Source organism: Amycolatopsis tolypomycina, from assembly GCF_900105945.1.
In the GTDB taxonomy this organism is placed as follows: Bacteria; Actinomycetota; Actinomycetes; order Mycobacteriales; family Pseudonocardiaceae; genus Amycolatopsis; species Amycolatopsis tolypomycina.
In genome coordinates this window covers 4,406,703-4,432,463 of the sequence record NZ_FNSO01000004.1, presented here as the reverse complement: position 1 = coordinate 4,432,463, position 25,761 = coordinate 4,406,703, and the positions used below count along the sequence as shown (strand labels likewise).

General features: G+C 72.9%; 22 protein-coding genes. 14 read left to right on the top strand and 8 right to left on the bottom strand.

All coding sequences use genetic code 11. The features are described 5' to 3' along the window. Positions 1-2: 2 nt before the first annotated feature. Complete coding sequence (locus tag BLW76_RS30220) at positions 3-1,925, bottom strand: putative Ig domain-containing protein (RefSeq protein WP_091313742.1); 1,923 nt, start codon at positions 1,923-1,925, stop codon at positions 3-5. A 320-nt stretch (positions 1,926-2,245) separates the two neighbouring features. On the opposite strand from BLW76_RS30220, the gene BLW76_RS30215 reads away from it, so the two are divergent. From BLW76_RS30215 to BLW76_RS30205, 3 genes are read left to right on the top strand one after another with little or no spacing between them, the layout of a single operon-like run. After that, complete coding sequence (locus BLW76_RS30215; protein ID WP_091313739.1) at positions 2,246-3,253, top strand: permease; 1,008 nt, start codon at positions 2,246-2,248, stop codon at positions 3,251-3,253. Next, the gene (locus BLW76_RS30210; protein WP_091313736.1) at positions 3,250-3,939 is read left to right on the top strand and encodes a TIGR03943 family putative permease subunit; all 690 of its coding nucleotides are present in this window, start codon (positions 3,250-3,252) and stop codon (positions 3,937-3,939) included. The genes BLW76_RS30215 and BLW76_RS30210 overlap by 4 nt, the downstream gene beginning before the upstream one ends. Before the next feature lie 50 nt (positions 3,940-3,989). Beyond that, positions 3,990-4,805 (top strand): hypothetical protein, encoded by an 816-nt coding sequence (locus BLW76_RS30205; protein WP_091313734.1) that lies wholly within the window; start codon positions 3,990-3,992, stop codon positions 4,803-4,805. On the opposite strand, the gene BLW76_RS30200 is transcribed toward BLW76_RS30205, so the two are convergent. After that, positions 4,779-5,195, bottom strand: a complete 417-nt coding sequence (locus BLW76_RS30200) for a DUF6069 family protein (RefSeq protein WP_091313732.1) — start codon at positions 5,193-5,195, stop codon at positions 4,779-4,781. The genes BLW76_RS30205 and BLW76_RS30200 overlap by 27 nt on opposite strands. 64 nt (positions 5,196-5,259) lie before the next feature. On the opposite strand from BLW76_RS30200, the gene BLW76_RS30195 reads away from it, so the two are divergent. From BLW76_RS30195 to BLW76_RS30180, 4 genes are all read left to right on the top strand, one after another. After that, a complete protein-coding gene (locus tag BLW76_RS30195) occupies positions 5,260-5,748 on the top strand; it encodes a MarR family winged helix-turn-helix transcriptional regulator (protein WP_091313730.1) in 489 nt (162 codons plus the stop codon). 114 nt (positions 5,749-5,862) lie between these two features. Continuing rightward, positions 5,863-6,588 (top strand): (Fe-S)-binding protein, encoded by a 726-nt coding sequence (locus BLW76_RS30190; protein ID WP_091313728.1) that lies wholly within the window; start codon positions 5,863-5,865, stop codon positions 6,586-6,588. Positions 6,589-6,605: 17 nt separating this feature from the next. Beyond that, positions 6,606-8,054 carry a lactate utilization protein B gene (locus BLW76_RS30185; RefSeq protein ID WP_091320034.1) on the top strand — a complete coding sequence of 483 codons (1,449 nt, stop codon included), beginning with the start codon at positions 6,606-6,608 and terminating at the stop codon, positions 8,052-8,054. Further along, positions 8,051-8,638, top strand: a complete 588-nt coding sequence (locus tag BLW76_RS30180; RefSeq protein WP_091320032.1) for a LutC/YkgG family protein — start codon at positions 8,051-8,053, stop codon at positions 8,636-8,638. The genes BLW76_RS30185 and BLW76_RS30180 overlap by 4 nt, the downstream gene beginning before the upstream one ends. On the opposite strand, the gene BLW76_RS30175 is transcribed toward BLW76_RS30180, so the two are convergent. Further along, positions 8,635-9,252, bottom strand: a complete 618-nt coding sequence (locus BLW76_RS30175) for a TetR family transcriptional regulator (RefSeq protein WP_091313726.1) — start codon at positions 9,250-9,252, stop codon at positions 8,635-8,637. The genes BLW76_RS30180 and BLW76_RS30175 overlap by 4 nt on opposite strands. A gap of 116 nt (positions 9,253-9,368) precedes the next feature. Here BLW76_RS30175 and BLW76_RS30170 point away from each other — a divergent pair, with 116 nt between their 5' ends. Genes BLW76_RS30170 through BLW76_RS30160 form a run of 3 tightly spaced genes read left to right on the top strand, consistent with a single transcriptional unit; the run spans position 9,369 to position 12,672 of the window. Further along, complete coding sequence (locus BLW76_RS30170; RefSeq protein ID WP_091313724.1) at positions 9,369-10,901, top strand: acyl-CoA synthetase; 1,533 nt, start codon at positions 9,369-9,371, stop codon at positions 10,899-10,901. Positions 10,902-10,912: 11 nt separating this feature from the next. Further along, positions 10,913-11,905, top strand: coding sequence for an LLM class flavin-dependent oxidoreductase (locus BLW76_RS30165; RefSeq protein WP_091313721.1), 993 nt, complete (start codon positions 10,913-10,915; stop codon positions 11,903-11,905). An 11-nt stretch (positions 11,906-11,916) separates the two neighbouring features. Beyond that, positions 11,917-12,672, top strand: coding sequence for an SDR family NAD(P)-dependent oxidoreductase (locus BLW76_RS30160; RefSeq protein ID WP_091320030.1), 756 nt, complete (start codon positions 11,917-11,919; stop codon positions 12,670-12,672). A 40-nt stretch (positions 12,673-12,712) separates the two neighbouring features. Here the strand turns inward: BLW76_RS30160 and BLW76_RS30155 are convergent, their stop codons facing one another. The 3 genes from BLW76_RS30155 to BLW76_RS30145 form a co-directional block, all read right to left on the bottom strand. Continuing rightward, on the bottom strand, positions 12,713-14,056 hold the full coding sequence (locus BLW76_RS30155; protein ID WP_091313719.1) for an NtaA/DmoA family FMN-dependent monooxygenase: 1,344 nt from the start codon (positions 14,054-14,056) through the stop codon (positions 12,713-12,715). A 10-nt stretch (positions 14,057-14,066) separates the two neighbouring features. Continuing rightward, positions 14,067-15,263 carry an LLM class flavin-dependent oxidoreductase gene (locus BLW76_RS30150; RefSeq protein ID WP_091313716.1) on the bottom strand — a complete coding sequence of 399 codons (1,197 nt, stop codon included), beginning with the start codon at positions 15,261-15,263 and terminating at the stop codon, positions 14,067-14,069. A gap of 124 nt (positions 15,264-15,387) precedes the next feature. Continuing rightward, positions 15,388-18,252, bottom strand: coding sequence for an AfsR/SARP family transcriptional regulator (locus BLW76_RS30145; protein WP_091313714.1), 2,865 nt, complete (start codon positions 18,250-18,252; stop codon positions 15,388-15,390). Between the two features lie 130 nt (positions 18,253-18,382). Here BLW76_RS30145 and BLW76_RS30140 point away from each other — a divergent pair, with 130 nt between their 5' ends. The 4 genes from BLW76_RS30140 (at position 18,383) to BLW76_RS30125 (ending at position 20,770) form a co-directional block, all read left to right on the top strand. Beyond that, positions 18,383-18,736 (top strand): hypothetical protein, encoded by a 354-nt coding sequence (locus BLW76_RS30140; RefSeq protein ID WP_091313712.1) that lies wholly within the window; start codon positions 18,383-18,385, stop codon positions 18,734-18,736. A 79-nt stretch (positions 18,737-18,815) separates the two neighbouring features. Further along, positions 18,816-19,328 carry a GntR family transcriptional regulator gene (locus BLW76_RS30135; protein WP_091313711.1) on the top strand — a complete coding sequence of 171 codons (513 nt, stop codon included), beginning with the start codon at positions 18,816-18,818 and terminating at the stop codon, positions 19,326-19,328. Next, positions 19,325-20,056 carry an HAD-IA family hydrolase gene (locus BLW76_RS30130; RefSeq protein WP_091313708.1) on the top strand — a complete coding sequence of 244 codons (732 nt, stop codon included), beginning with the start codon at positions 19,325-19,327 and terminating at the stop codon, positions 20,054-20,056. Before BLW76_RS30135 ends, BLW76_RS30130 begins: the two co-directional genes overlap by 4 nt. 192 nt (positions 20,057-20,248) lie before the next feature. After that, positions 20,249-20,770, top strand: a complete 522-nt coding sequence (locus tag BLW76_RS30125) for a VOC family protein (RefSeq protein WP_091313705.1) — start codon at positions 20,249-20,251, stop codon at positions 20,768-20,770. A 3-nt stretch (positions 20,771-20,773) separates the two neighbouring features. Here the strand turns inward: BLW76_RS30125 and BLW76_RS30120 are convergent, their stop codons facing one another. Together BLW76_RS30120 and BLW76_RS30115 are read right to left on the bottom strand one after the other, a co-directional pair. Then, the gene (locus BLW76_RS30120; RefSeq protein ID WP_244170377.1) at positions 20,774-22,435 is read right to left on the bottom strand and encodes an ArnT family glycosyltransferase; all 1,662 of its coding nucleotides are present in this window, start codon (positions 22,433-22,435) and stop codon (positions 20,774-20,776) included. A 41-nt stretch (positions 22,436-22,476) separates the two neighbouring features. After that, positions 22,477-25,623, bottom strand: coding sequence for a S8 family serine peptidase (locus tag BLW76_RS30115; RefSeq protein WP_091313700.1), 3,147 nt, complete (start codon positions 25,621-25,623; stop codon positions 22,477-22,479). Positions 25,624-25,761 lie beyond the last annotated feature (138 nt).

Below are 25,761 nucleotides of genomic sequence, written 5' to 3'. Positions count from 1 at the left end.
GATCAGCTCACCGTCACCGCGGTGTCGTCGAGGCAGAACGACGTCTGCAGCGACGAGTCCTCGGTCCCGGTGAACGTCAGCGTCACCGTCTGGCCGGCGAACGCCGAGACGTCGACCGTGCGCTGCTGGTAGCCGGTTGCCTTGTCCAGGTTGGAATACGTCGCCAGCGTCGTCGAACCCGCCTTGACCGTCAGCTTGTCGTACTGCGTCGACGTCGTGGTCTCGGCCGTGTCGATGTGCAGGAAGTAGCTGAGCGTCGCGTGGCAGCCTGCCGGGATCGTCACCGCCTGCGACAGCGTGTCCGTGTGCGTGCTGCCGTAGCCGTCGAGGTAGGCGAGGTAGCTCCCGGAGTGCGCCGGCTCGCTGCTCGTCGTCGTGGTGATCACGCCGCTGGTGGCCGTCCACGACGTCGCGCCGCTCTCGAAGCCGGGGTTGGCCAGCTTCTGGCCCGAACAGCCGGTGCCGCCCGGCGACGTGATCGTCCACGAGAACGTCGTGCTGCCCGTGGCGCCGGAAGAGTCCTTCGCGGTGGCGGTCACCGAATACGTCCCGGCGGTGGTCGGCGTGCCGGAAACCAGGCCCGCGGCACTGATCGCCAGGCCGGCGGGCAGGCCGGTGGCGGTCCAGGTGTAGCCGCCGCTGCCGCCGGACGCCGAGAGCTGCAGGCTCGCCGCGGTCCCGGTGACGCCGCTCTGGCCGCCCGGGTTTGCCGCCGTGACACCGCCGGACGACGTGCCGGCGGTGAACGCCGCGGTGCCGTTGGGGGTGCCGAGCCCGGTCGGGCCGTCCCAGCCGGTGCCCGCCTTGCACTGCACGGCCGTCGAGCAGGTGCCGTTGCTGCCGGAGGTGACGTCGTTGAGGTTCCCGGCGTGGGAGTACGGGTAGGCGGCCGGGGTGTCGGCCGCGCCGGGGGTGCCGGCGAGCGCGTAGACCGACGCGATGATCGGCGACGACGCGCTGGTGCCGCCGTAGACGGCCCAGCCACTGCCGCCGTAGGTCTGGTAGACCGCGACCCCGGTCTGCGGGTCGGCGACCGCCGAGACGTCGGCGTTGGCGCGCTTGGCGCAGCCGGTCGTCACGTTCTGGAACGCCGGCTTGGCCACGCTGGTCGAACAGCCGCTGCCGGCGCCGCTCCAGGCGGTCTCGGTCCAGCCGCGGGTGCCGCCGCCCTGGGTGAGCGACGTGCCGCCGACCGCCGTGACGTACTGCGACGACGCCGGGTAGCTGATGCCGTAGCCGTTGTCGCCGGTGCTCGCGGTGATCGCGACGCCGGGGTGGTGGAAGTAGCTGGTGTCGTAGCTCGGCTCGCTGCCGTCCTCACCGCCGCCGTAGCTGTTGGAAACGTACTTGGCGCCCAGCGAAACGGCGGTGTTCACCGCCGTGCCGAGGTCGGTCATGCTCGGCTGGTTCGCTTCCACCAGCAGGATGTGACAGTTGGGGCAGATCGCCGAAACCATGTCGACGTCGAGCGAGATCTCACCCGCCCAGCCGCTGTCGGCGGCCGGGAGCGGACTGGCCTGCCCGTTTTCGTTGACCTTCTTGAAACAGCCGTTCGCGGTGGTGCACGCGGGCAGGCCGTAGGTCGAGCGGTAGGTGGCGAGGTCGCTTTCGGCGTTGGGGTCGTCGTTGGAGTCCACAATGGCCACCGTCGCCGACGCGCTGCCGCTCGCGGTGAGGTTGTACGCGGAACGCAGCCCGGACGGCCCGAACCCGCTCGGCAGGGCGTCCGGCGCGAGGGCCGCGTGCAGGGTGTCGGTCTGGCGTTCGGCGAAACACGTTGCCATACCGGGCTTCGCGGTCTGGGCGCAGACGCGTGCGGTCGGGTGGGCGGCGGCCGCGGGGGCGGGCAGCGCGGCGGCGGGGAGCGCGGGGACGGTCAGGGCCAAAGCCGCGAAACCGGCTACGGCGAGGACTCTTCGACGCATGGATCACTCCTGGGGAGAGCTGCGAGGTGGCGGGGGCCCATGGGTGTCCTGTTTATACAGTTGGGACGCCGCCGCCGACCCCGTTCCGAAGCGGCCAAAGCAATTGGTGCCCGCAGGCCCGGCCGTCGTTGCGCCGAATGGCCCGCGGACCAACCGGCCAGTGCGTCCCGTTCGGCCCCGATCGGGACGAATCGGCGGGGGCGCCGGTCCGACTTTCGTCGTGAACCGCCCCCGACTTTCGTCGGGCGGAAGTGAACCGGCCGGGCCCGCCGTCCGTGTTCAAGGGCGGGTGTGGAGCGGAAGTACGGGAGACGAGCCTGGTGACTGCCATCGACGAAGCACGGCGCGGCGCCGGCCGCCGGGACCGGGAGGAGCCGGGCTGGAACGTCGATCCCGTCCTCGTCCTGACGTTGGTCCTGTTGGTCGGATTCCTGGCGCAGGGCCCGGTCCGGCGGCTGTTGTCCGCTCCGGTCATGCAGAGCTGGCTGACGGTGTTCGTGGCGGTGGTCGTGCAGGCGCTGCCGTTCCTGGTCGTCGGCGTGCTGCTCTCGGCCGCGCTCGCGGTGTTCGTGCCGCCGTCGGTCTTCACCCGCGTGCTGCCGCACCGGCCCGCGCTGGCCGTGCCGGTCGCCGGCCTGGCCGGGGCGGTCCTGCCCGGCTGCGAATGCGCGTCGGTGCCGGTGGCCGGCGCGCTGGTCCGCGGCGGCGTCCGGCCGTCGGCCGCGGTGGCGTTCCTGCTGTCGGCGCCGGCGATCAACCCGGTGGTGCTGACGGCGACGGCGGTCGCGTTCCCCGGGCAGCCGCGGATGGTCGTCGCCCGGTTCGCGGCGAGCCTCGCGGCGGCGTGCGTGATGGGCTGGCTGTGGCAGCGGCTCGGCCGTCCGGACTGGCTGCGGCCCCGCCCGCACGACCACGGCGAGGGCGGCGGCCGGGGAGAAGCGTTCTGGGGATCGGTGCGGCACGACGTGCTGCACGCGGGCGGGTTCCTGGTCGGCGGCGCGATGGCGGCGGCGACGCTCAAGGCCGTGGTGCCGGCGGGCTGGCTGCACGCCGCGGCAGGCCACCCGGTCGTGGCGGTCCTGGCACTGGCCGTGCTCGCGGTGCTGCTGTCGATCTGTTCGGAGGCCGACGCGTTCGTGGCGGCGTCGCTGACGCAGTTCTCGCCGACGGCACGCCTGGCGTTCCTGGTCGTCGGCCCGATGATCGACCTGAAGCTGTTCGGCATGCAGGCGGCCACGTTCGGCCGCGGGTTCGCGCTGCGGTTCGCGCCGGTGACGTTCGCCGTGGCCGTGACGGCGGCGGTGCTGACCGGGGCGGTGCTGCTGTGAACCGGACGGTGCAGGCGATCCTGCTGTTCCTCCTCGGCGGCGTCCTGCTCCACGCGGGCGTGAGCGGGCTGTACCTGCGGTACGTCAAGGCCGGGCTGCAGCCGCTGGTGCTGGCGGCGGGGGCGGTGCTGGTGCTCGCGGCCGTCGCGACGGCCTGGTACGCGCGCCGCCGCCCGCGCGGGCACCCCGGACCCCGGGTGTCGTGGCTGCTGGTGCTGCCGGTGTTCGCGCTGATCCTCGCGGCACCGCCGGCGCTGGGGTCCTACAGCGCGATGCGCACCGGCACGGCCGTGACGTCCCCCCGGATCGTCGCCCCGCTCCCGGCGGGGAACCCGGTCAGCCTGACGGTGATCGACTACGCGGACCGCGCGGTCTACGACCACGGCCGCTCGCTGGCCGGCCGCACGGTGACGTTGACCGGGTTCGTGGCGTTCGACCACGCGGGAGTGCCGTACCTGGTCCGCATGCTGCTGAACTGCTGCGCGGCGGACGCCCAGCCGGTGAAGGTCGGCTTGACCGGGCGGGTGCCGCCGGTGCTGCAGCCGGACTCGTGGTTCGAGATCACCGGTGCGTACTCGGCGCAGGCGGTGCAGGACCCGGTGAACGGGGGAACCATCCCGTTCGTCGAGGTCGGGTCGGCCCGGCCGGTCGCGGCGCCGGCGGATCCGTACGAAAGCCTGGGGTAGGGCGGTCCCGCGGCTGGTCCCGGGCGCGCGAGTGCGGTACAACCGGAAGCGTGGCCGAGCGCGTCCGGCGCCCTGACCCGCACGGTTCCGTCGAGCGTGACGTGCTGGTGCGGTACCTCGACGCCTGGACCGCGACCGTGCTGCGGTCGCAGCGTGGCGGCACGTACGTCGAGTGCGGCGACTTCGCCGCCGATGCCCTGCGCGTGTTCGGCGAGTTCGCCGACCGCCTCGCCGGCCACCGCCTGGAGGCGGTGTTCGTCGGCCGGGTGGCGCCGGACGGGACTCCGCCGGGGCTGGTCGTCCGGAGCGTCGCCGAGCTGGGTGCGCTCGACGTGGCGGGGCCGATGCTGGCGCACCTGTCCGGCCCCTGGCCGCCGTCGCTGGTGCGGGGCAAGGCGCACGAGGTGCTGCTCGTGGCCGAACCGGGCTCGGACCACCGGGACCGGCTGCGGGCGGCGGGGCTCGGCTGCGCGGTGGCCGTCGACCTGGTGGCCGAGGACGGTGCCGCGCGGACGCTCGTCTTCGCGACGGCGGACAGCAGGCACCTCGCCACGTTCAAGACCGAGCTGTGGGCGGTGGACGAGTTCGCGGGCATCCGCTACCGCGACCCGTACGACGCCGAGCGCACGCTGGTCGACATCTCGTTGACCCCGCAGCTGCTGCCGTTGCGCCGCGCGCTGCTGGCGGAACTGGCCCGGCGGGGTCCCCGCACAGTCGCCGAGCTGCAGCGGTTCACCCTGCTCGAGACGATCTACCGGGCCGAGGACGCCGTCGGCGCGCTGACCGCCGCGGTGGCCGCCGGTCAGGCCACGCGGGAGCCGGAAAAGGGCAGGCTGGGTTCACACACCGTTCTCGTGGTGAGCTAGCCGGGCGCCGGTTTCGGCCGGTTCCAGCGTCGGGCGGAGCGCGGTGACGATCGCGGTGGCGACGACCAGGTGCATCAGCATCAGCCCGACGACGTTGGCGACGGTGGCGCCCGCCGTGAGCAGCAGCAGGTCCGGGATCCAGGTCAGGACGAGGACGGCGGGGACGACCACGCGCAGCGCCTTCGGGGCCGTGCGGGCGAGCACGAACCAGCCGACCGCGCCCAGCAGCAGCCCGACGGCGGTGAAGGGCAGGTAGATCGCGGGGGACAGGCCCATGTGGATCCCGCCGTCGTCGAGGGCCGTCGCCGCGAGCGCGATGACGGTGTTCGCCACGGCGGCGGCCAGCAGGGCAAAGCCGAGCCGGATGGCGGTCTTGGGCGTGGGGGACATCGCTCCTCCTTGGGTTGCGTGTTCAACCCAAAAGGTAGGTTGGGTTGCGTGTTAAAGTCAAGGCGTGTCCGACGAAGAACAGGTCCGCTGGCTGGACGAAGACGAGCGGCATGCGTGGATCAACCTGGCGAAGATCCTGCTCACGCTCCCGGGCACGCTGGAGAGCCAGCTGCTGCGCGACGCCGACCTGACGCTGCTGGGCTACATGATCCTGGCCCGGTTGTCGGCCGTGCCCGGACAGAGCCTGCGGATGAGCGAGATCGCGGAGATGGCCAACGGTTCGCTGCCCCGGATCTCCCACGCGGTGGCGCGCTTGGAGGACCGCGGCTGGGTGGTGCGCGAGGTCTGCACGGGCCAAGGCCGCCGCTTCACGACGGCGACGCTGACCGAAGCGGGCCTGGCGCACTTGACGGCGTCGGCGCCGGGGCACGTGGAGACGGTCCGCCGCCTGGTGATCGACCCGCTGGGCGAGGACTTCCTGCGGGTCGGGCTGGCGGTGGAACGGGTGCTCGAGAACATGGGAGTGCCCACGGAGATCCTGAAGCCGCGGTAGCCGTCCCGCAAAGCGCCGACACGGCTGCGGACTTGAAACGTAACAATAGGTCGTAGTAGCGTCAGCCTCGCCTGAATTTGAAACCTTTTAACCTCTCGGACGGCAGGTGTGCGCATGAAGGTCGCCGTGCTCGTCACCTGCATCAACGACGCGCTCTTCCCCGACACCGGCAAGGCGGTGTTCCGGCTGCTGCGCCGCCTGGGCGTGGACGCGGACTTCCCGGAGGCGCAGACCTGCTGCGGCCAGCCGATGGTCAACACCGGCTACCTCGACGAGGCCGTGCCGGTGGTCCGCACGTTCACCGAGGCGTTCGCCGGGTACGACCACGTCGTCACGCCGTCCGGCTCGTGCGCGGGGTCGGCCCGGCACCAGCACCGCCTGGTCGCGCGGCGCGCCGGGGAGCCCCGGCTGGCCGAGACCGGGCCGAAAGTCCACGAGCTGAGCGAATTCCTCGTCGACGTGCTCGGCGTGACCGACGTCGGTGCCTCCTTCCCGCACCGCGTCACCTACCACCCGACCTGCCATTCACTGCGCATGCTCGGCGTCGCCGACAAGCCGCTGCGGCTGCTGCGCGCGGTGCGCGGCATCGACCTCGTCGAGCTGCCCGCGGCGGAGGAGTGCTGCGGGTTCGGCGGCACGTTCGCGGTGAAGAACGCCGAGACGTCGACCGCGATGGGCGCGGACAAGGCGCGGCACGTCCGCGCCACGGGCGCGGAGGTGCTGGTCGCGGGCGACAACTCCTGCCTGCTGCACATCGGCGGGCTGCTGTCGCGGCAGCGGTCCGGGGTGCGCGTGCTGCACCTGGCCGACGTGCTGGCTTCGACCGAGGAGGACGCGTGAGCGCCACGTTCGTCGGCATGCCCGCCTTCCCGGCGGCGGCGCGCGAAGCGCTCGCCGACACGCAGCTGCGCCGCAACCTCGCCCACGCCACCGGCACCATCCGCGCCAAGCGCGCCGCCGTCGTCGGGGAGGTGGGCGAGTGGGAGGAACTGCGCCTGGCCGGCGCGGCGATCAAGGACAACACCCTGCGCCGCCTCGACGAACACCTGCTGACCCTCGAAGCCGCGTTGCAGGCGCGGGGGACCACCGTGCACTGGGCGCGCGACGCCCGGGAAGCCTGTGACATCGTCGCCCGCATCGCGCGGGACCACGGTGTCGACGAGGTCGTCAAGGTCAAGTCGATGGCGACCCAGGAGATCGGCCTCAACGAGGCGCTCGCCGAACACGGCGTCACCGCCTGGGAAACCGACCTCGCCGAGCTGATCGTGCAACTCGGCGACGACCTGCCCAGCCACATCCTGGTGCCGGCGATCCACCGCAACCGCGCGGAGATCCGGGAGATCTTCCGCCGCGAGATGGCCGCCGCGGGCCGTCCGGCGCCCGACGGGCTGACCGACGACCCGGCCGAGCTGGCCGGCGCCGCCCGGCTGCACCTGCGCGAGAAGTTCCTACGGGCGAAGATGGCCGTCTCCGGCGCGAACTTCGCCGTCGCCGAGAGCGGCACCCTCGTCGTCGTCGAGTCCGAGGGCAACGGCCGGATGTGCCTGACCCTGCCCGAGGTGCTCGTTTCCGTGGTGGGCATCGAGAAGATCGTGCCGACGTGGGCCGACCTCGACGTCTTCCTCCAGCTCCTGCCGCGGTCGAGCACGGGGGAGCGGATGAACCCCTACACGTCGACCTGGTCGGGTGTGGTTCCCGGCGACGGGCCGCGGGAAATGCACGTGGTGCTGCTGGACAACGGCCGCAGCCGCGCGCTCGCCGACGAGGTCGGCCGGCAGGCGCTGCGCTGCATCCGCTGCTCGGCGTGCCTGAACGTCTGCCCGGTCTACGAACGCACCGGCGGGCACGCCTACGGCTCGGTCTACCCGGGGCCGATCGGCGCGATCCTCAACCCGCTGCTCAAGGGCGTCGGCGTGGACGAGCAAACCGACTCCCTGCCCTACGCCTCCAGCCTGTGCGGCGCCTGCTTCGAGGCGTGCCCGGTGCGCATCGACATCCCGGAAGTGCTGGTGCACCTGCGGTCCCAGGTCGTCGACGCGCACCGCGGCGGCGTCCCGAAACCCGAGGCGGTGGCGATGAAGGCGGCGGCCTGGACGCTGTCCGACGCGCGACGGCTCGGCCTGGCCGAACGCGGGCTGGGTGCGGCGAACCGGGTCTTGACCCGCTTCGGGCGGCGCGTGCTCCCGGGTGGCCGCCGCGCGCTGGCGCGCCTGCCGTGGCCGGGTGCACTGTGGACGGACAGCCGCGATCTGCCCGCGCCGCCGCGGGAGTCGTTCCGGGCCTGGTGGCGGCGGGGCGGGCGATGACCGCGCGCGAGGAGATCCTGGCGGCCGTCCGCGGGGCGCTGCGGACCGCGGACCGGACCGAAGCCGCGGTCCCGCGGGGGTACCGCACGGCGGTTGCGGACGTCGAGTTGTTCGCCGAGCGTGTGGTCGACTACCGGGCCACCCTCACGCGGTGCACCGCGGCCGAGCTGCCGGACACGATCCGCGCGGCGCTGGGGCCGGCGCGGAAGGTGCTGGTACCGGCGGGTTTCCCGGTCGACGTCGGCGGCTCACCGCCGCCCGCGACCACGGCGGAGCTGGCGGAGTTCGACGCCGTCGTCACCACGGCGGCCCTGGGCATCGCGACCACCGGCACGATCGTCCTCGACCACGGCCCCGGCCAGGGCCGGCGGGCACTGAGCCTGGTGCCGGACGTGCACGTGTGCGTGCTGCGCGAGGACCGGATCGTGCCGGGTGTGCCGGAAGCGGTGGCCGCGCTGGACCCGGCCCGTCCGCAGACCTGGATCAGCGGCCCGAGTGCCACCAGCGACATCGAGCTGACCCGGGTGGAAGGCGTGCACGGGCCGCGGACCCTGCACATCATCGTCGTCTCGGGCGGAAGTTAGCCGACCAGGCGGGGGAACAGCTCCCGCACCCCGCGGCGCAGGTCGTCGAGGGCGGTCTCCTCGCCGGCGAGGTGGCGCAGCAGGGCCTGCTGGAACAGCCCGTCGAACAACGCATACGCGTCGGCCTCGGAGCAGGTCGGTTCGGCGCCCGCGAGACCGGCGTACGCGCTCACGTTGCGCCAGATCATGTCCCGCAGGCTGTCGTCGATCTCCGCCACGTCCTCGCGGAACGCCGGCTCGAACAGGGACTGCGTGCGCAGGTCGTACCACATGCGGTGCATCAGCGGGGCCTCGCCGAGCGCCGTGGCCAGGCCGTCCGCGCAGGCGGCGGCCAGCTCCGCCGCCGTGGCCGCCTCGCCGACGCCGCCCTCGTAGCGCTGGACGCACGCCGCCTTGTAGCGGCGGACGCAGTAGGTGATCAGCTCGACCTTGTCGGCGAAGTAGTAGTGCAGCAGCCCGTGGGAGAACTTCGTGTGCTCCGCGATCGTGCGCAGGCTGGTGCGCGCGTAGCCGAGGTCGGCCAGCGCCAGCAGCGCCGCGTCGGCCAGTTCCCGGCGGCGGTCCTCGAACTTGTCGGCTGGGGTCCGGCGCCTCACGGCGGCTGCGCTGGTCACAGGCCCGAAGATACCATCCGGCCGTTTTCTGACCAATCGTCCAAGAAAATCTTGACATTCGTCCAAATGGCGGTCATGGTCTTCACCAGCCGCCGGCGAAGTCGGGAGGGACGACGATGTCTCTGTTCTTCTACCTGGAGAAAGGCGCCTCCCTGGACCCCGGGGCGCCCTGCTTGACCCTCGACGGGGTCTCGCGCGGTTACGGCGAGGTCGTCGAGCTGGCCGAGGCGGTCGCCCGCGCGTTGCGGCGCTCGGGCGTCGCCCCGGGGGACAAGGTCGGCGTCCTCTCGGCCAACGACCCGACCGCGTTCACCTGCGTCTTCGGCATCTCCCGGGCCGGCGCGGTGTGGTGCCCGATCAACCCGCGCAACGCCGCCGGCGAGAACGCCGAGCTCCTGGACCTCTTCGACTGCACCACACTGGTCTTCCAGCCCGCCTTCGAGGACCTCGTCCGCAAGATCGCCCCGCAGCTGCCGAAGCTGACCACGCTCGTCCGCCTCGGCGACGGCGACGACTTCGCGCCCGGCTTCGACGCCTGGCTCGACGCCGCCCGCGAAGACCCGCCGGTCGCGGCCGACCCGCCCGGCGACGTCGTCGCCCTCGTCGGCACGGGTGGCACCACCGGCCGCCCCAAGGGCGTCATGCTCACCGGCCGCAACCTCGAGACGATGTCGGCGATCACGCTGATGAGCTACCCCTTCGAGAGCCGCCCGGTCTACCTGGCCCTGGCGCCGCTGACGCACGCGGCCGGCGTCCTCTGCTTCCCGGTCCTCGCTCGCGGCGGCGAGGTCGTGATCATGGCCAAACCCGACGTCGGGGAGTTCCTGGCCCTGATCGAACGCCACCGCGTCACGCACACGTTCCTGCCGCCGACGCTCATCTACCTGGTGCTCGGCCACGAAGCACTCGACACGACGGACCTCTCGTCCCTGCAGTGCTTCTGGTACGGCGCGGCCCCGATGTCGACGGCGCGGCTGGCCGAAGCCCTCGACCGGATCGGGCCGATGGCGCAGCTGTTCGGCCAGTCCGAAGCCCCGATGATGATCTCGACGCTGTCGCCCGCCGAGCACCGCCGTCCGGACGGGACTGTCCACACGGGACGGCTGGCGTCGGCGGGCCGCCCGTCGCCGCTGGTCACGGTGGCGATCCTCGACGGCGACGGAAACGCCGTCCCGCAAGGTGAACGCGGTGAGATCTGCGTGCGCGGCTCACTCGTGATGGCCGGCTACTACCGCAACCCCGACGCCTCGGCCGAGGCGTCGGCGCACGGCTGGCACCACACCGGCGACATCGGGTTCCTCGACGGCGAAGGCTTCCTCCACATCGTCGACCGCGCCAAGGACATGGTCATCACCGGCGGGTTCAACGTCTACTCCGCCGAGGTCGAACAGGCGGTGCTGGCCCACGACGCGGTCCGCGACTGCGCCGTGATCGGCCTGCCCGACGACAAGTGGGGCGAGCGCGTCACCGCCGTCGTCCAGCTCCGGCCCGGCCGGGAACTGGACCGTGCCGAGCTGATCGCGTTCGTCAAGGACCGCATCGGGAGCGTGAAAGCCCCGAAGCAGATCGAGATCTGGCCGGACCTGCCCCGGTCGACCGTCGGCAAGGTCCTCAAGACCGAAATCCGCACCACCCTCACCGCCCGCTGAAGGGAAACACCATGAAACTCGCGCTCTACCTGCCGAACTTCCGGGACAAGGTGACCGTGCGGGAACTCGAGGACCTCACCGCGCTGGCCGAGGACCTCGACTTCGACTCCGTCTGGACGCTCGACCGGATCATCGTCCCGGAGACGTCGGACACCCAGGAGATGCAGTACTCCTTCGGCATGATCGAGGGCTTCCCCAAGGGCCTGCCGGTCAGCTCGCGCGGCGAGTTCCTCCAGGGCATGCCGCTCATCCCGTGGCTCGCGGCGAAGACGTCGAAGGTGCGGATCGGGATGAGCATCATCGACACGCCCTACCGCGCGCCCGGCGTCCTCGCCGCGGAGCTCGCCACCATCGACCACCTCTCCGGTGGCCGGCTCAACGTCGCCGTCGGCTCCGGCTGGATGCCCGAGGAGTTCGCCGCCGCGAGCGCGTCGCACCTCTTTCCCAAGCGGCACAAGCACGTCCGGGAAACCCTGGAGATCATGCAGGGCATCTGGACCAACGACGTGTTCGAGTACCACGGCGAGTTCGCCGACTTCCAGCGCAGCGGGTTCGGCGCCAAGCCGGTGCAGAAACCGCACCCGCCGATCTTCTTCAGCGGCCTCAAGGACGCCAGGCGCTCGGCCGCCCGCATCGCGAAGTACGGGCTGTCCGGCTGGATCGGCATCCAGGACTCGCCCGAGGACATCCGGCGCTGGCGGACCGAGATCCAGCGCGAGCTCGCAGCGCTCGACACCCCGCGCTCGGTCGACGACCTCGAGATTTCCAGCATGATCTGGTTCGTCATCACCGACCAGGACATGGACCAGAGCCCGCTCGGCAAGGGCACCAACCTGCTCGTGGGCTCGCAGGCGCAGATCACCGACCAGCTCAAGCGCTACCGGGAAGCCGGGCTGACCATGCCGTTCCTGTGGCCGCCCTTCCAGGACGTCCCGGTGGCGAAGACCTTGGACGACATGAAGCGGCTCAAGGAAGAGATCCTCCCCAAGATCGAAGCGATGTGAAAGGGACCAGCATGTCCGAACTCGCAGGAAAGCGCGTCTTCGTCACCGGCTCCGGCGCCGGCATCGGCAAGGCCATCGCGGCGCTGTTCACCGAACGCGGCGCCCGGGTCGTCGTGAGCGACCTCGACGCCCTCGCGGCCAAGCAGGCGGCCGAGGAGATCGGCGCGGCCGGCGTCGCGAACTGCGACGTCACCGACGAAACCCAGGTCCAGACGGCGATCCAGCAGGCGGTCGACCTCCTCGGCGGCCTCGACGTCCTGGTGAACAACGCCGGCATCGAGGTGTCGTCGCCGCTGCTGCAGCAGCCGACGGAGAGCTTCGACCGGATCTTCGCGGTCAACGTGCGCGGCACGTTCGTGGCGATGAAGGCGGCGACCCCGCACCTGGTGGAGTCGAAGGGCAACATCGTCAACATCGCCTCGATCGCGGGCATCGGCGGCAGCCCGCTGCTCGGCTCCTACTGCGCGACGAAGGCGGCGGTCATCCAGCTGACCCGCGTGGCGGCGGTCGAGATGCGCCCGACGGGCGTGCGGGTCAACGCGGTCTGCCCGGGCTTCGCGGACACGGCCATGGTCGAGCGCCTGGTCCCCGACTTCGAGGCGGCGACCCAGGTGCCGTTCGGCGACCTGGTCGCGGCCAAGCAGGGCAGGCTGGGCACCCCGCAGGACATCGCGGAGGTGACGGCGTTCCTGGCGTCCGACCGCGCGAGCTGGATCACCGGCAGCCACTACGTCCTCGACGGCGGGCTGACCGCGTCGCTCGTCTGAGCCGGTGGAAGTCTCCCCGGGCCGGCCCGGGGAGACTTCCTTACGCTTCGAGCGGCTCCAGGCCCAGGTGGTCGCGCAGGGTCGTGCCCGTGTACTCGGTCCGGAACGAGCCGCGCTCCTGCAGCAGCGGGACGACCTTGTCGGCGAACTCGTCGAGGCCGCCCGGCGTCACGTGCGGGACCAGGATGAAGCCGTCGCTCGCGTCGGCCTGGACCAGGTCGTCGATGGCCGCCGCCACCGTCGTCGGGGAGCCGATGAACGTCTGGCGGCCGGTGACCTCGATGATCAGGTCGCGGGTCGACAGGTTCTTCGCCTCGGCGAGCCGGCGCCATTCGCGGGCCGTCGCGACCGGGTCGCGGTACATGCGGACGCTGGCGCGGCCGGGGGCGATCGTGGACCCGTCGACCACCGGGTCGGTCGACGGCAGCGGGCCGTCGGGGTCGTGGTCGCTCAGGTCGGTGTTCCAGACCTGCTCGAGGAACTTGATCGCCGTCTGCCCGCTGACCTGCTGCCGGCGCACCACGTGGGCGCGTTCGTGGGCGTCGGCGTCGGTGTCGCCGAGGACGAACGTCGCCGCGGGCAGGATCACCAGCTGCTCGGACCGGCGGCCGTACTTCGCCAGCCGGCCCTTGACGTCCGAGTAGAACTTCTGCCCGGCTTCGAGGGTGCCGTAGCGGCTGAAGATCGCGTCGGCGGTGGCCGCGGCGAACTCGCGGCCCTCCTCGGAGTCGCCGGCCTGGATGATCACCGGGCGGCCCTGCGGGCTGCGCGGCACCGGGAACCGGCCCTCGATGTCGAAATGGGCGTCGTGGTGGGCGAACGCGCCCGCGGCGGCGTCTTGCAGGAATACGCCGCTGTCGGCGTCGGCGGCGACCTCGCTGCCGCGCCACGAGTCGAACAGCTCCCAGGCCGTGCGCAGGAACGTCTCGGCGCGCTCGTAGCGCTGGTCCTGCGGCAGGAACCCGCCGCGGCGGAAGTTCTCGCCGGTGAAGGCGTCCCACGACGTCACGACGTTCCACGCGGCGCGCCCGGCGGAGAGGTGGTCGAGCGAGGCGAACTGCCGCGCCACCTCGAACGGCTCGTTGAACGTCGAGTTGATCGTGCCCGCGAGGCCGAGCCGCTCGGTCACCGCGGCCAGCGCGGACAGCACGGTGAAGGTGTCCGGGCGGCCGACGACGTCGAGGTCGTAGATCTGCCCGCCCTGCTCGCGCAGCCGCAGGCCTTCGGCGAGGAAGAAGAAGTCGAACTTCGCGCGCTCGGCGGTCTGCGCGAGCTTCACGAAGGAGCTGAACTCGATGTGGCTGCCCGCTTCGGGGTCGCTCCACACGGTCGTGTTGTTGACGCCGGGGAAGTGCGCCGCGAGGTGGATCTGCTTCCGGGACATCTCGGCCTCCTCAGACGGCGGCGTAGCGGTTGGCGGGCCGGGACAGGCCGAGCAGCCCGCGCAGGGTGCTCGCCTCGTACTCGGTGCGGAAGGCGCCGCGGGACCGCAGCGCGGGGACCAGGCCGCGGGTGATCGCGGTCAGGTCGTGCGGGACCGCGCCCGGCCGCAGCCGGAAGCCCGAGAGCCCGGCGCGCTGCCAGTCGAGCAGCAGGTCGGCCAGCCCGGCCGGGGTGCCGGTGAAGACGAACGCGTCGGAGGTGTACTCCGCGCCGAACCGGTCGTCGAGCCGGGCCTTGCGGTCCGCGGCGGCCTGCTCGGTCTCGCCGAGGAACACGACGACGTCACCGAAGACGTGCAGGGTTTCGCCGCCGCGTCCGGCCCGCTCCTGCTCCTCGCGCACGGCGGCGACGATCGTCGCGGCCTGGTCGCGGTCGAACGGCGTCACGTAGACGACGTCGGCGGAGCGGGCGGCGAGCCGGTAGGGGATCGCGGCGTGCGCCAGCGCGCTGACCGGCGGCTGGCCCTGCGGCGGCCGCGGCGTGATCGACGGGCCCTTGACCGAGAACCAGCGTCCGCCGAAGTCGATGTAGTGCAGCTTCTCGCGGTCGACGAACCGGCCGGTGGCGACGTCGCGGATCTCGGCGTCGTCCTCCCAGCTGTCCCACAGCCGGCGCAGCACCTCGACGTAGTCGGCGGCCTCGTCGAACAGGTCGGCCAGTGCGCTCGGCTTGTCCGGCTCGGCGGAGTCCTCGAGCCGGAACTCGCCGAACTCGCGGCGGCCGAAGTGCCGGTTGTCGTCGGCCCGGCCGGCGACCTGCACCCGGACACCCGCGCGGCCGGTGCTGACGTAGTCGAGGGTGGCGATCGCCTTCGACAGGTGGAACGGCTCGGTGTGGGTGACCACCGCGGTCGGCACCAGCCCGATGTGCGAGGTCAGCGGCGCGACGCGGGCGGCGATCAGCACGGCGTCGAGGCGGCCCTGGACGATGTCGGTCCGCTCGCCCGGCCGGTCGAGGTAGTGCACCGTCTGCAGGGCCAGGGAGTCTTCGAGGGTGACGAAGTCCAGCTTGGCGGCCTCGGCTTCGCGCACCAGGTCGGTCCAGTAGCCGGCGGTGAGCAGTTCGCGCGGCCGCGCCCCGGGTTCGCGCCACGCGGCGGGGTGCCACCCCGATCCGTCCAGCGCGACGGCGATCCGTGGTCCTGTCATCCCGGCGTTCCCTTCTCTTCGGCCCGTCTCCGCAGTGTGCGCCGGATTCCGCGCGCGGGGCGGAAGCGGCCAACTGCTGGGACGGCGCCGGGTGGCGGGAATAACGGCGGGCACGCGCGCCGGTTCAGCCGGCCGCGTCGACGACCGCCTGCAGGCTGTCGGCCCGCTCCGGCAGCCCGACCGCCCGCCACAGTTCGATCGCCAGGCCCAGGTGGTGGCGGGCCGCGGCCGGGTCGCCCAGCTCGTTTTCCAGCTCGCCGAGCTGTTGCCAGCACGCCGCTTCGTTGCTGCGGTCGCCGTTCATGCGGAACACGTGCGCCGCGCGGTGGAGGGCCGAGTCCGCGCGGGGCCGGTCGGCGAGGTCCGCGTAGATCACGCCGAGCCGCTGGTCGGTGTAGGCGCCGCACCGCTCGTCGCCGATCTCGTTGAACATCTTCAGTGCTTCGGTGAGGTCGCGTAGCGCTGCCGGGGTGTCGCCGATGCCCAGGTGGTAGCGGCTGAGCGTGCGGAGGATCACCGCCTGCCGGTGGCGGTCGCCGAGCCGGCGGGCGATGTGCAGGCCCTCCTCGATCCACCGGCCCGCGTCCTCGGCGCCCTGCTCGAAGCCGATGATGCCGATGGCCGTCCGGATCTGGGCTTCCGCCTGCCGGTGGCCGGCCGCCACCAGGTGGGCCAGCGCCTCCTTGTCGACGGCCAGTGCCGCGTCGAGTTCGCCGCGGACGCGGTGCACCGTGCCCAGGCTCGCCAGGGCGAGACCTTCACCGCGCGGATCGCCGATCTCCTGGTACAGCTTCACGCTGCGGCGCAGGTCGTGGCGGGCCTCGGCCATTTCGTCGAGGTAGATGTGCACCTGGCCAAGCCCTTGCAGCAGTGCCGCTTCGCCGTGGGCGTCGCCGGCCGCCGCGGCGGCGTCCAGCGCGATCCGGTGGCTGCGGTTCCAGTCCTGGTAGAGGCTGCGGTGGTCGTAGTACGGCACCGCGGCCACCGCCAGCTCCCAGGCGAGCTCCGCCATGCCCCACTCCGCCGCGAGCTCGATCGCCCGCAGCAGCGTCCCGCGTTCGGCGTCGAACCAGGCGAGCGGATCGATCACGCGGTAGTCCGGGGTCCAGCGCGGCGCACGGCCCGGCGTCGGCCGGAACAGGCTGGGGTAGCAGAGGTCGCGGGCCTGCTCGGCGAGGGCGAGCCAGGCGGACAGCACCCGCTCCACCGCCGCCCGGCGCTCCTCCAGCGGGTAGTGCTCCTGCGCACCCTCCGCCGCGTACGCGCGCAGCAGGTCGTGCAGCCGGTACCGCGGCTGCCCGATGCGGTCGGTGGTCACCAGGCGCACGAGGTAGGCGTCGACCAGGGCGTCCAGCACGTCGTCGCCGTCCGCGCGGCCGAGCAGCGGGCCGATCACCCACGCGGGGAGCGTCTCCGCGCCCAGCAGCCCCAGCAGCCGGAACGCCCGGACGGCGGCTTCGGGCAGCAGGCGCAGGCTCAGGTCGAAGTTGGCCCGCACGTCGAGGTCGCCGACGCGCAGCTCGCGCAGCCGCCGCGATTCGTCCTCCAAGCGGTCGCGCAGCACCCGCAGGGTCCACGCGCGCCGGCCCGCGAGCTTCGCGCCGGTGATCCGGAGGGCCAGCGGGAGCCGGCCGCACAGCCGGACGATCGCGTCGGCCTGCTCCGGTTCCCGCTCGACGCGCTCGGCGCCGGCGACGCGGGCGAGGAGCTCGCGGGCGTCCGCCGCGGACAGCACGTCCAGCTCGACGTGCTCGGCGCCGGCCAGGTCCGCCAGCCGGTGGCGGCTGGTGACCACCACCGCGCAGCCCCCGGACGGCGGCAGCAGCGGCCGCACCTGCCGGGCGCCCGCGGCGTCGTCGAGCAGCACCAGCATCCGGCGATCGGCCAGCCGCGACCGGTAGAGCGCGGCTCGTTCGTGCAGGCCGGGCGGCATGACCGCGTCCGTGACGCCGAGCGCGCGCAGCAGTTCGGCCAGCATCACCGCCGGGTCGCGCGGCACGGCGGAGGTGCCGGCCAGGTCGAGGTAGAGCTGGCCGTCGGGGAACGCGTCGCGGGCTTGGTGAAGTGCGCGCACGGCGAGCGCCGACTTGCCGGTCCCCGGCGCGCCGGCGACGACCACCACCTGGCGTTCGGCCAGCAGGCCGAGCAGCTCGGCGAGGGGCTCGGCCCGGCCGGTGAAGTCCGGGATGTCGGCAGGCAGCTGGGCGACCGGCCGCTGCTCCCGGGTCGCGGTGACCAGGTCGAGGGCGGGGTCGGCGCGCAGGATCTGCGCGTGCACGCGCTGCAGCCCGGGCCCGGGGTTGGCGCCGAGCTCCCGGGCCAGCAGGCGCTGGATGCCGTGGAACACCTCGAGCGCGTCGCCTTGGCGGCCGCTGCGGTAGAGCGCGATCATCAGCAGCTCCCGCACGCGCTCGCGGTACGGGTGCTCGCCGGCGAGCCGGGACAGGTCGGGGATGGCCGCCGCGTGCTGGCCGCGCAGCAGGTCGAGCTCGGCGAGGTCCTCGAGCGCGCCGAAGCGGTACTCGTCCAGCCGGGCCCGTTCGGTGGTGGCCGCCGGGGTGTCGAGGCCGCTGAAAGCGGTTCCGCGCCACAGCGTCATCGCCTCGGCGAGGTGCTCCCGGGCGGCGGTCAGGTCCCCGTCGCTGCGGGTCTCGCGCGCCCGGGCCAGCCGGGACGCGAACTGGGTGCTGTCGAGCTGGTCGGGCTCGACCCGCAGCAGGTACCCGGTGCCCACCGTCCGCAGGGCGCCGTCGTCGAGGTCGAGCGAGCGGCGCACGTCGCCGACGTACTTCTGGACGAGGTTGACGGCACTGCGCGGCGGCTGCCCGCCCCAGGCGCCCTCGATGATCTGCTCGCGGTCGACCCGCTGGTTGGCGTGCAGCAACAGCATCCCGAGGACCCGGAGACACTTGCCGGAACCCACCTCGATCGGGTCGGCGCCGCGCCAGGCCGCGATCGGCCCGAGCACGCCGAATCGAACACCAGGCATGCGAACGTCCCCTCCTGTCGCCGAGCGTACCGCCGACCGGCCACGTTCCGTAAGACTGCAGTGTGACTGCAGTGAACGCTGCCAGGCTGCCCGTCGCCAGCCGATCACGTGGTGACGAGGGGGATCCACGATGGGAGTCAGGGCCGCGGCGCGCCGCGGCGGTGGTCCGGGGCACCGGGTGACGGCGACGGTCGCGGTGGCGGCCGCCGTCCTCGCCGGGGCACCGGCCGCCGCCGCGGCACCCGCGCCGCTTCCCGGCACGAATCAGCACCGATCCGGCTTGTGCGGCTCCTTCGTCGACACGGCCTCCGGGAAGAACGGGAACTGGGGGCCGGGCTGCGGGAGCTGGACCACGATCACGCTGGTGACGCGCAAGCCGGGCAAGGTCCGGCACGTGATCATCGAGCTGACCGACGCGGCGCGCTGGAACGAGGCCGCCGCCGACCGCCGCCGGGCCGGAGCCCCCTGCCCGCACCGGCCCTGACCGGCCCAGCCGGTGGTTGCCCCAGTCCGGACCGGGTTTCGTGCCAGACTGTCAGCCTGTCCGACCGGGAGGGGATCGCGTGACCGTGCCGCTGCGGGGCATCAGCGCGCGCGACGCCCTCGTCGCGGAAATCCGGCGGCACATCCTCAGCGGCGAGCTCAAGCCGGGGGAGCCGCTCACCGAGGTCGGCGTGGCGCGCCCGACCGTGCGGTCGGCGCTGCAGGAACTGCTCGCCCGCCACCTCGCCGAACGGACGGCCGGGCGCTCGCTGCGCGTGCCCGTGCTCACCGCCGGCGACGTCCGGGACCTGTTCTTCGTGCGGACGCCGCTCGAGCCGGCGGCGGTCCGGCGGATCGTCGAGGACCAGCGTCCGGTCACCGCCGCGGAAGCCGGGCTCGCCGCGATGGAGGCTGTGGCGCCGGGCGCGAGCTGGGGCGACCGGGTCGACGCGCACTCGAAGTTCCACATCGCGCTGGTCGGCTGCGCCGGCAGTCCCCGCCGCGACCGGATCTACCCGGGGGCGGGCGACCTCGCGGCGGAACACCGCGTGCCGCCGGCCGCCGTGCGGTCCGAGGACGGGGAACGCGTGTGACGGACCTGACCAAGTTCACGGCGCTCAGCTTCGACTGCTACGGGACCCTGATCGACTGGGAAGCCGGCATCCTGGCCGTCCTGTCGCCGTGGGCCGACGGGCTCGGGCTCTCCGGCGAGGAACTCCTGGTGGCCTACGCCGGCCACGAGGCGGCCGTCCAGCGGGAGGCGCCGGCCACGCGGTACCCGGACGTCCTGGCGGAGGCGTTCCGCCGCACCGGCGCCGGCCTCGGGCGCGAGGTGGGCGAAGACCAAGCTCGCCGGTTCGGGGAGTCCGTGCCGGACTGGCCCGCGTTCGGAGATTCGGCGGGCGCGCTGGCGCGGCTGGCCGCGCGCTACCGGTTGATCATCCTGTCCAACGTGCACCGCGCCGGGTTCGCGGGCAGCAACGAGCGGCTGCGCGGGACGTTCGCCGCGGTCATCACGGCCGAGGACGTCGGTGCCTACAAACCGGCCCCGAACCACTTCCGCGCGCTGGACGAGACGCTGCCGTCACTGGGGGTGGCGCGCGAGGAGCTGCTGCACGTGGCGCAGAGCCTGTTCCACGACCACGTGCCGGCGAAGCGGGAGGGGCTGCCGTCGGTGTGGATCAACCGCCGCCACGACCGCCCCGGCTGGGGCGCCACGCCCGAGCCGGACGGCGACTGGTCGTACGACCTGGAGTACCCGTCGATGGCGGCGTTCGCGGACGCGGTGGACCGCGCGTTCGCCGAGCGGGACCTCCGGTGACCATCGGCGAGGTGTCCACCACGGATTACCACGCCGGCGGTGAGCCGTTCCCGGCATGCGTCCGCTGCCGAACACCGCGCCGGTCGTGGTGACGAGCACCGTGGTCAGTTTCCCCTCCGGCAACCCTGGAAGCGGACAGAATCTGACCGGTATCGACGTTACCGTGAGCTCACCACAGCGAAGGGACTCACGATGACCACCACCCCCGACGGCTACACCACGGTTGCCCCCTGGGTCGTCACCAAGGACACCGGTGCGCTGCTCGACTTCGTCGCCGCGGCCTTCGACGGTGTCGAACTGGGCCGGGTTGCGCTGGCGGACGGCAGCATCGGGCATGCCGAGATCCGGGTCGGCGACACGGTTGTGCTCGCGTTCGACCAGCGCGATGACTGGCCTGACCTGCCGTCGCTGCTGCGCGTCTTCGTGCCCGACGCCGACGTGGCCTTCGCTGCCGCTCTGCGGGCCGGGGCGCGGGAGGTCACCGCCCTGTCGGACAGTGCCTTCGGGCAGCGTGGTGGGCGGGTTCGTGATCCCTTCGGCAACATCTGGTGGATCACCGCCGTCGTCGAAACCGTGGCTCCGGAGGAGGGCATGCGGCGGCTGGGGGAGCCGCGGTACCGAGAACAGATGCAGTTCGCCCAGGAAACCCTCGACGCCGAACTCGGCGGCCGTGCGCGGGGGCGGGCGAGTGAGGTGATCACCGCGCGACCGTGACGGTCAGGGCCGCCGGAGGATCGTGATGGAGTGGCCGACCTCGTCGACCGGGGTGCTGGTGCGGATCAGGGCCGCCAGGCTGCCGTCCGCCTTGGCCATCGCGGAATCCGAGACCACGAGCAGCCCGCGCACGGACTCCGGCGGCACCGCGAGCGGGTCGGCGGCCCGGATGCCGTAGTACGACGGGACGCCGCTGCCCTTGTAGACCAGCCACACGGGCTCACCCGGGTACCGCTGCCGCAGGCGGTCGGCCAGCCGGCCCAGGTCCTGGCCCCAGTCGACGTTGGAGTCGTGCAGCTGCCGGTGGGTCCCGGCGGGGCCGCCGAAGGCCTCGTTGGAATACGGCAGGTAGTACGGGAACGTGCGCAGGGAACTGACCGCCACCAGGGCGACCAGGACCACCGCGAGCCCGTGCGCCCACCGCCGCCGGAGGGTGACCACGCCCGCCGCCGCGATCGCCAGGAACATCGGCACGAAAATGGCGTAGCGGACGCCGAGGTCGCGGCTGCCCGTCATGGCCGCGGCCAGCAGCACGGCCGCCGGGACGAGGACGTAGGGGGCCGCCGGGCGCAGCCGGGGCACCGCCACCATCGTGGCGGCTCCGGCCGCCCCGAGGGCCAGCGCCCCCAGCGGCGTCTTCACCAGCAGCGCGGCCGGCAGGTAGTACCACAGCGCACCGACGTGCAGCTCGCCGAACAGGAACGTCGTCCACACCTGGTCTTCGAAGCCGAACTGCACGCGCATGCCGTCGAGGTACGGCTGGGGCAGCGGCAGCAGGCCGGCGAGCGCGCGCAGGCCCTCGGCCGGGGGCAGGCCCGGTGGCGGCACCCAGCGCAGCCGTGGATCGACGACGAGGTAGGAAATCCACACGACGGCGACCGCGACCAGCCCGACGCCGACGGCCGCCGCGACGCCGGTCCCGAGGCGGCGGAGGGTCCGTTGTGGACCAGTGGCGAACCAGACGGACAGCACGGTCAGCGCCAGGACCACCGGAACCGCCGCCAAGGCGCTCATCTTCGTGGCCACGGCCGCGCCCAAAGCGAGCCCCGCCAACGGAAGGAACAGCGTGGGCCGTCGCCGGGCGCGCCACAGCAGCCACGCCGACGTCACCAGGAACCCGGCCATCGGCACGTCCAAAGTGGCCAGTGAGCCGTGCGCGACGAGGTCGGGAGAAAGCGCATACAACGCCAGTGCCACGACGCCGCCTGCCGGACCGGCCAGCTCGCGGGCGAACGCGAAGACGACCAGCCCGAACAGCAGCGTCAGCACGATCACCGGCAGCCGGGCGGCCAGGAGCAGCCCGCCCGGGTCCTGGCCCGACTCGTACAGCACGTGCCGCCCGAGCTGCGTCTGGTCGCCCGCGAACCCGGCGTCGACGTGCGCGCCGGTGAAGGCCGATCCGGTCGCGATGATCAGCTTGCCCAGCGGCGGGTGCTCGGGGTTGTACCGCAGGCTGTGGTGCTCCAGGGAATACACCGCGGCGCCGACGTACACCGGCTCGTCGATGGTCGGGGTCTGCTCGACGGCCGCCGTGATCATCGCGATCGCCATCCCGGCGAGCAGGACGACCACGGCGGACACGAGCAACCACCGCCGCCACCGGCCGGGCGGACGAACGCCGGCCGGTGGCGGGACGTCCGCCCGGACCGCTTCGGTGATCACCACCTGAAGACGTCCGGCGGCGGCGATGGTTCCGCGGGCGGGACCTACGCTTTCCCGGCGAGCAGGAACGCGTCGACGATCGTCTGCTCCACCTTGTTGCCCGCCGGATCGGCCGCGGTCGCCTTCAGCGACACCGACTTGGCGCCGGCGGGGTGCACCAGCAGCGCACCCTTGTCCGTGAACGGCACCGCGTGCCAGGTTGCGCCCCCGTCGTGCGAAACGCTCAGGGCTTTCAGCTCGGCCGTGCCGCCCGCGTTGGTTTCCACGGTGATCGGCACGTACGTCGGAAGCCAGGCGGGGACCCGGTTCCGGGCGTCGACCGCCGGGGCGTACCGGACGGCGGGCAACGGCAGTGCCGCGGGATTCGTGCCGGGCGCGGTGTCCGAAGTGAACGTCCAGTCCACCACGACCTTCGACGAGACGGCGTTGTCCCGCGTCGCTTCGGCGTGGAGCACGTACGTCCCGGGCCCCGCCGGCACCGGGAACGCGCCCCGGCCGAGCACGTCCGACCGGCCGATTTCCTTACCCTCCCTTGACAACGTGGTCTGCGCGGCGGAGACGGGACCGCCGTCGGAGATCCGGCCGGCGTGCTGGTCGGTGAACATCGGCAGGTACACGGCGATCGTGTCGCCCTGCCGGAACGCCCGGATGCGCGGGCCCGGCGGGAACGCGGGGCCGAACACCGCCGCGTTCCACCGTTCCAGCACCGGACGGCCGAGCCGGTAGCTGCGCGGCACGGCGTCCAGCAGCAGGTTGACGCCGTCCTCGGAGAACAGCGGGTACCACGGCTCACCCGGGGTGTAGAACTCGTCGAGGCCGTAGGGGAGCGGGCGCGTGATCATGCCCTCCCGGGTGCCGGTCGAACCCGGTTTCGTGACCGCCGCCTCCGTCCGCACCCGGGCCATGTCCCTGTCCCGCACGGTGAAGCCCGGCTTCGCGGGGATCGAGCCGCGGAGGTGGTGGCGGACGTTGTAGAGGTATCCGCTGGTGCCGAAGCCGCCCGCGCCGTCCGGTTCCGCCGCCTGCGCCTCGACGGCGAGGTCGAAACTGCTCGCCGACGTCGCCGACGGGCGGACGCGGAAGTCGGTGAAGTCGGGGACGTGCATCCAGGAACTCAGGTGTCCCCAGCTCGTGTCCCGCTCGAAGCCGTAGGCGGCCCGGCCGATCTTCGCCGTCGGCCGGTCGGCGAACCGCACGTCCGCGGACACCGCCGTCCGCGTGTCGACGGTCAGCTGGGCCGGTCCGGAGACGACGAACTCCGGCTCGACGGCGAAGAGGTACCGCCGGTCGTCGGTCCAGGTGGTGGCCTGGAAGTAGAACCGCCCCTTCGGCACGCGAGCGGTGGGGGACGCGCCACCGAAACTGCGCGGGTTCTCGACGTCGACGAAGGAGTAGGAGAAGTTCGGCGTCGGGTTCCCCTGCTCGTCCAGGAAAGTGAGCGCGACGTCGTAGCGTTCGGCTTCGCGGGTGACCGCGATCGGGGTGCGCACGCCGCTGGCGAGCACCACGCCCTGGTAGCCGCCGTCCGGACCGGCCACGCGCGTGTCCGCCGTGACCGTCGCCGCCGCGGACCCGCCCGCGGGGATCGTCAGCGAGCCGGGCGTGACGGTGACCATGCCGTCCGGGGCGGCCGCGCCGTCCGGGCCCCGCACGTCGGTCGTGAGGTCCAGCGTCACCGGGGTGGTGCCCGCGTTCCGGTAGGTCACCGTGGTGACCAGCGGCTTGTCGTCGTCGTGCGGCCACTGCGCGGTGCCGAGGCTGATGGTCGCCGGGCTCGCGAACACCGGCCGGGAAACCGCTTTCGCCACGTCGACCCGGCCCGCGCCCTGCTCGAACACCGACATCGCGGCGCCCGCCTCGGCGGTGCCCATCAGCGCGGCCTTCAGCTCCGGCGCCTTCCAGTCCGGGTGCTGCTGGGCGAGGATCGCCGCCGCGCCCGCCACGTGCGGTGCCGCCATCGACGTGCCGCTCAGCCGGAAGTGGTGTTCGTCGACGGACGGCACGGTCGTCGCCAGCACGCTGTCGCGCGCCTTGGCGGCGGCGATCCCGACGCCGGGGGCGGTGACGTCCGGCTTGATCGCCCCGTCGCCGTAGCGGGGACCGTGGTTGGAGAACGGCGCGAGCTTCCCGTCGCGGTCCACGGCGCCGACGGTCAGCGCGGCGGTCGCGGCACCCGGGCTGGTCACGAGGTCGGCGTCGTTGCCTGCCGCGGCGACGAACAACGTGCCGGTCTGTTCGGTGAGCCGGTCGACGGCCTGCGACAGCACGTCCGTGCCGTCACTCGGGAACCGGGTCCCCAGGCTCATGTTGACGACCTTGGCGCCGCCGCCCGCGGCCCACTCCATCCCGGCGATGATGCCCGACAGCAGGCCGGAGCCGTCGTCGCCGAGCACCTTCCCGTTGAGCAGCCGGACACCCGGTGCCACGCCCCGGTACTTCGCGTCGCGGCCGGTGACGATGGACGCCACGTGCGTGCCGTGCCCCCAGCGGTCGGTGGTGCCGGTGGCGCTCCCGGAGAAGTCGCGCGCGTCGGCGACCACGCCGGCCAGGTCGGGGTGCGTGGTGTCGATCCCGCTGTCGAGCACGGCGACGGTGACGCCGCTGCCGGTCAGCCCGGCCTGCCACGCGGCGGGCGCGCCGATCTGCGGCACGCTCTGGTCGAGCGTGCCCCGGACCGGGGCGTCGAGCCAGATCCGCGGCGCGGCGGACCTCGCCGCCCGCGCCAGCAGATCGGTGCCCTTGGCCGCGCGCACGGCCGTCGCGCCGAGGCTCGTCAGCTCCCGCACCGGCCGCAGCCCGGTGTCGCGAGCCGCGGCGAGGCCGCCGCCGACGATCAGCGGCAGGTCGCGGCGGGCCTGGTCGTCGTACCCGAACTCCACCAGCTTCGTGACGTCGAACAGCAGCGGGTCCAGCTGCCCGGACCGGACGCCCGCCAGCGCGTCCTGCGGCGTGACGTGCACGTCCCCGGTCACGTCGGTCCGTTGCTCGAACGCCGTCTTCGCGCGGCCCGCGCCGGGCAGCACGGAAACCCCGCGGGATCCGGCGAGCACCACCCGGTCGCCGGTGACGAGCGTGACCGTCCGGGCCGGTCCGGGGTCCGGTTCCGCGGCCTGCGCCGCGGCCGCGGTGACCGTGCCGCTCGTCGCCAGCGCCACGGCGAGGACCGTGGCGACGGGATGTCTCCAGTTCATGCACCCTCCCAGTCGGATTTCGTACGCGGTACACAGTCCCGGGATCGGGTTCGGGGTTGCAGGAAACTTTCATCGTTTCGGCCGGAACGGCCGCGTCGGTCCGAAAGTCGACCGAAACTTTTTGCGCCGCGCTCCGGC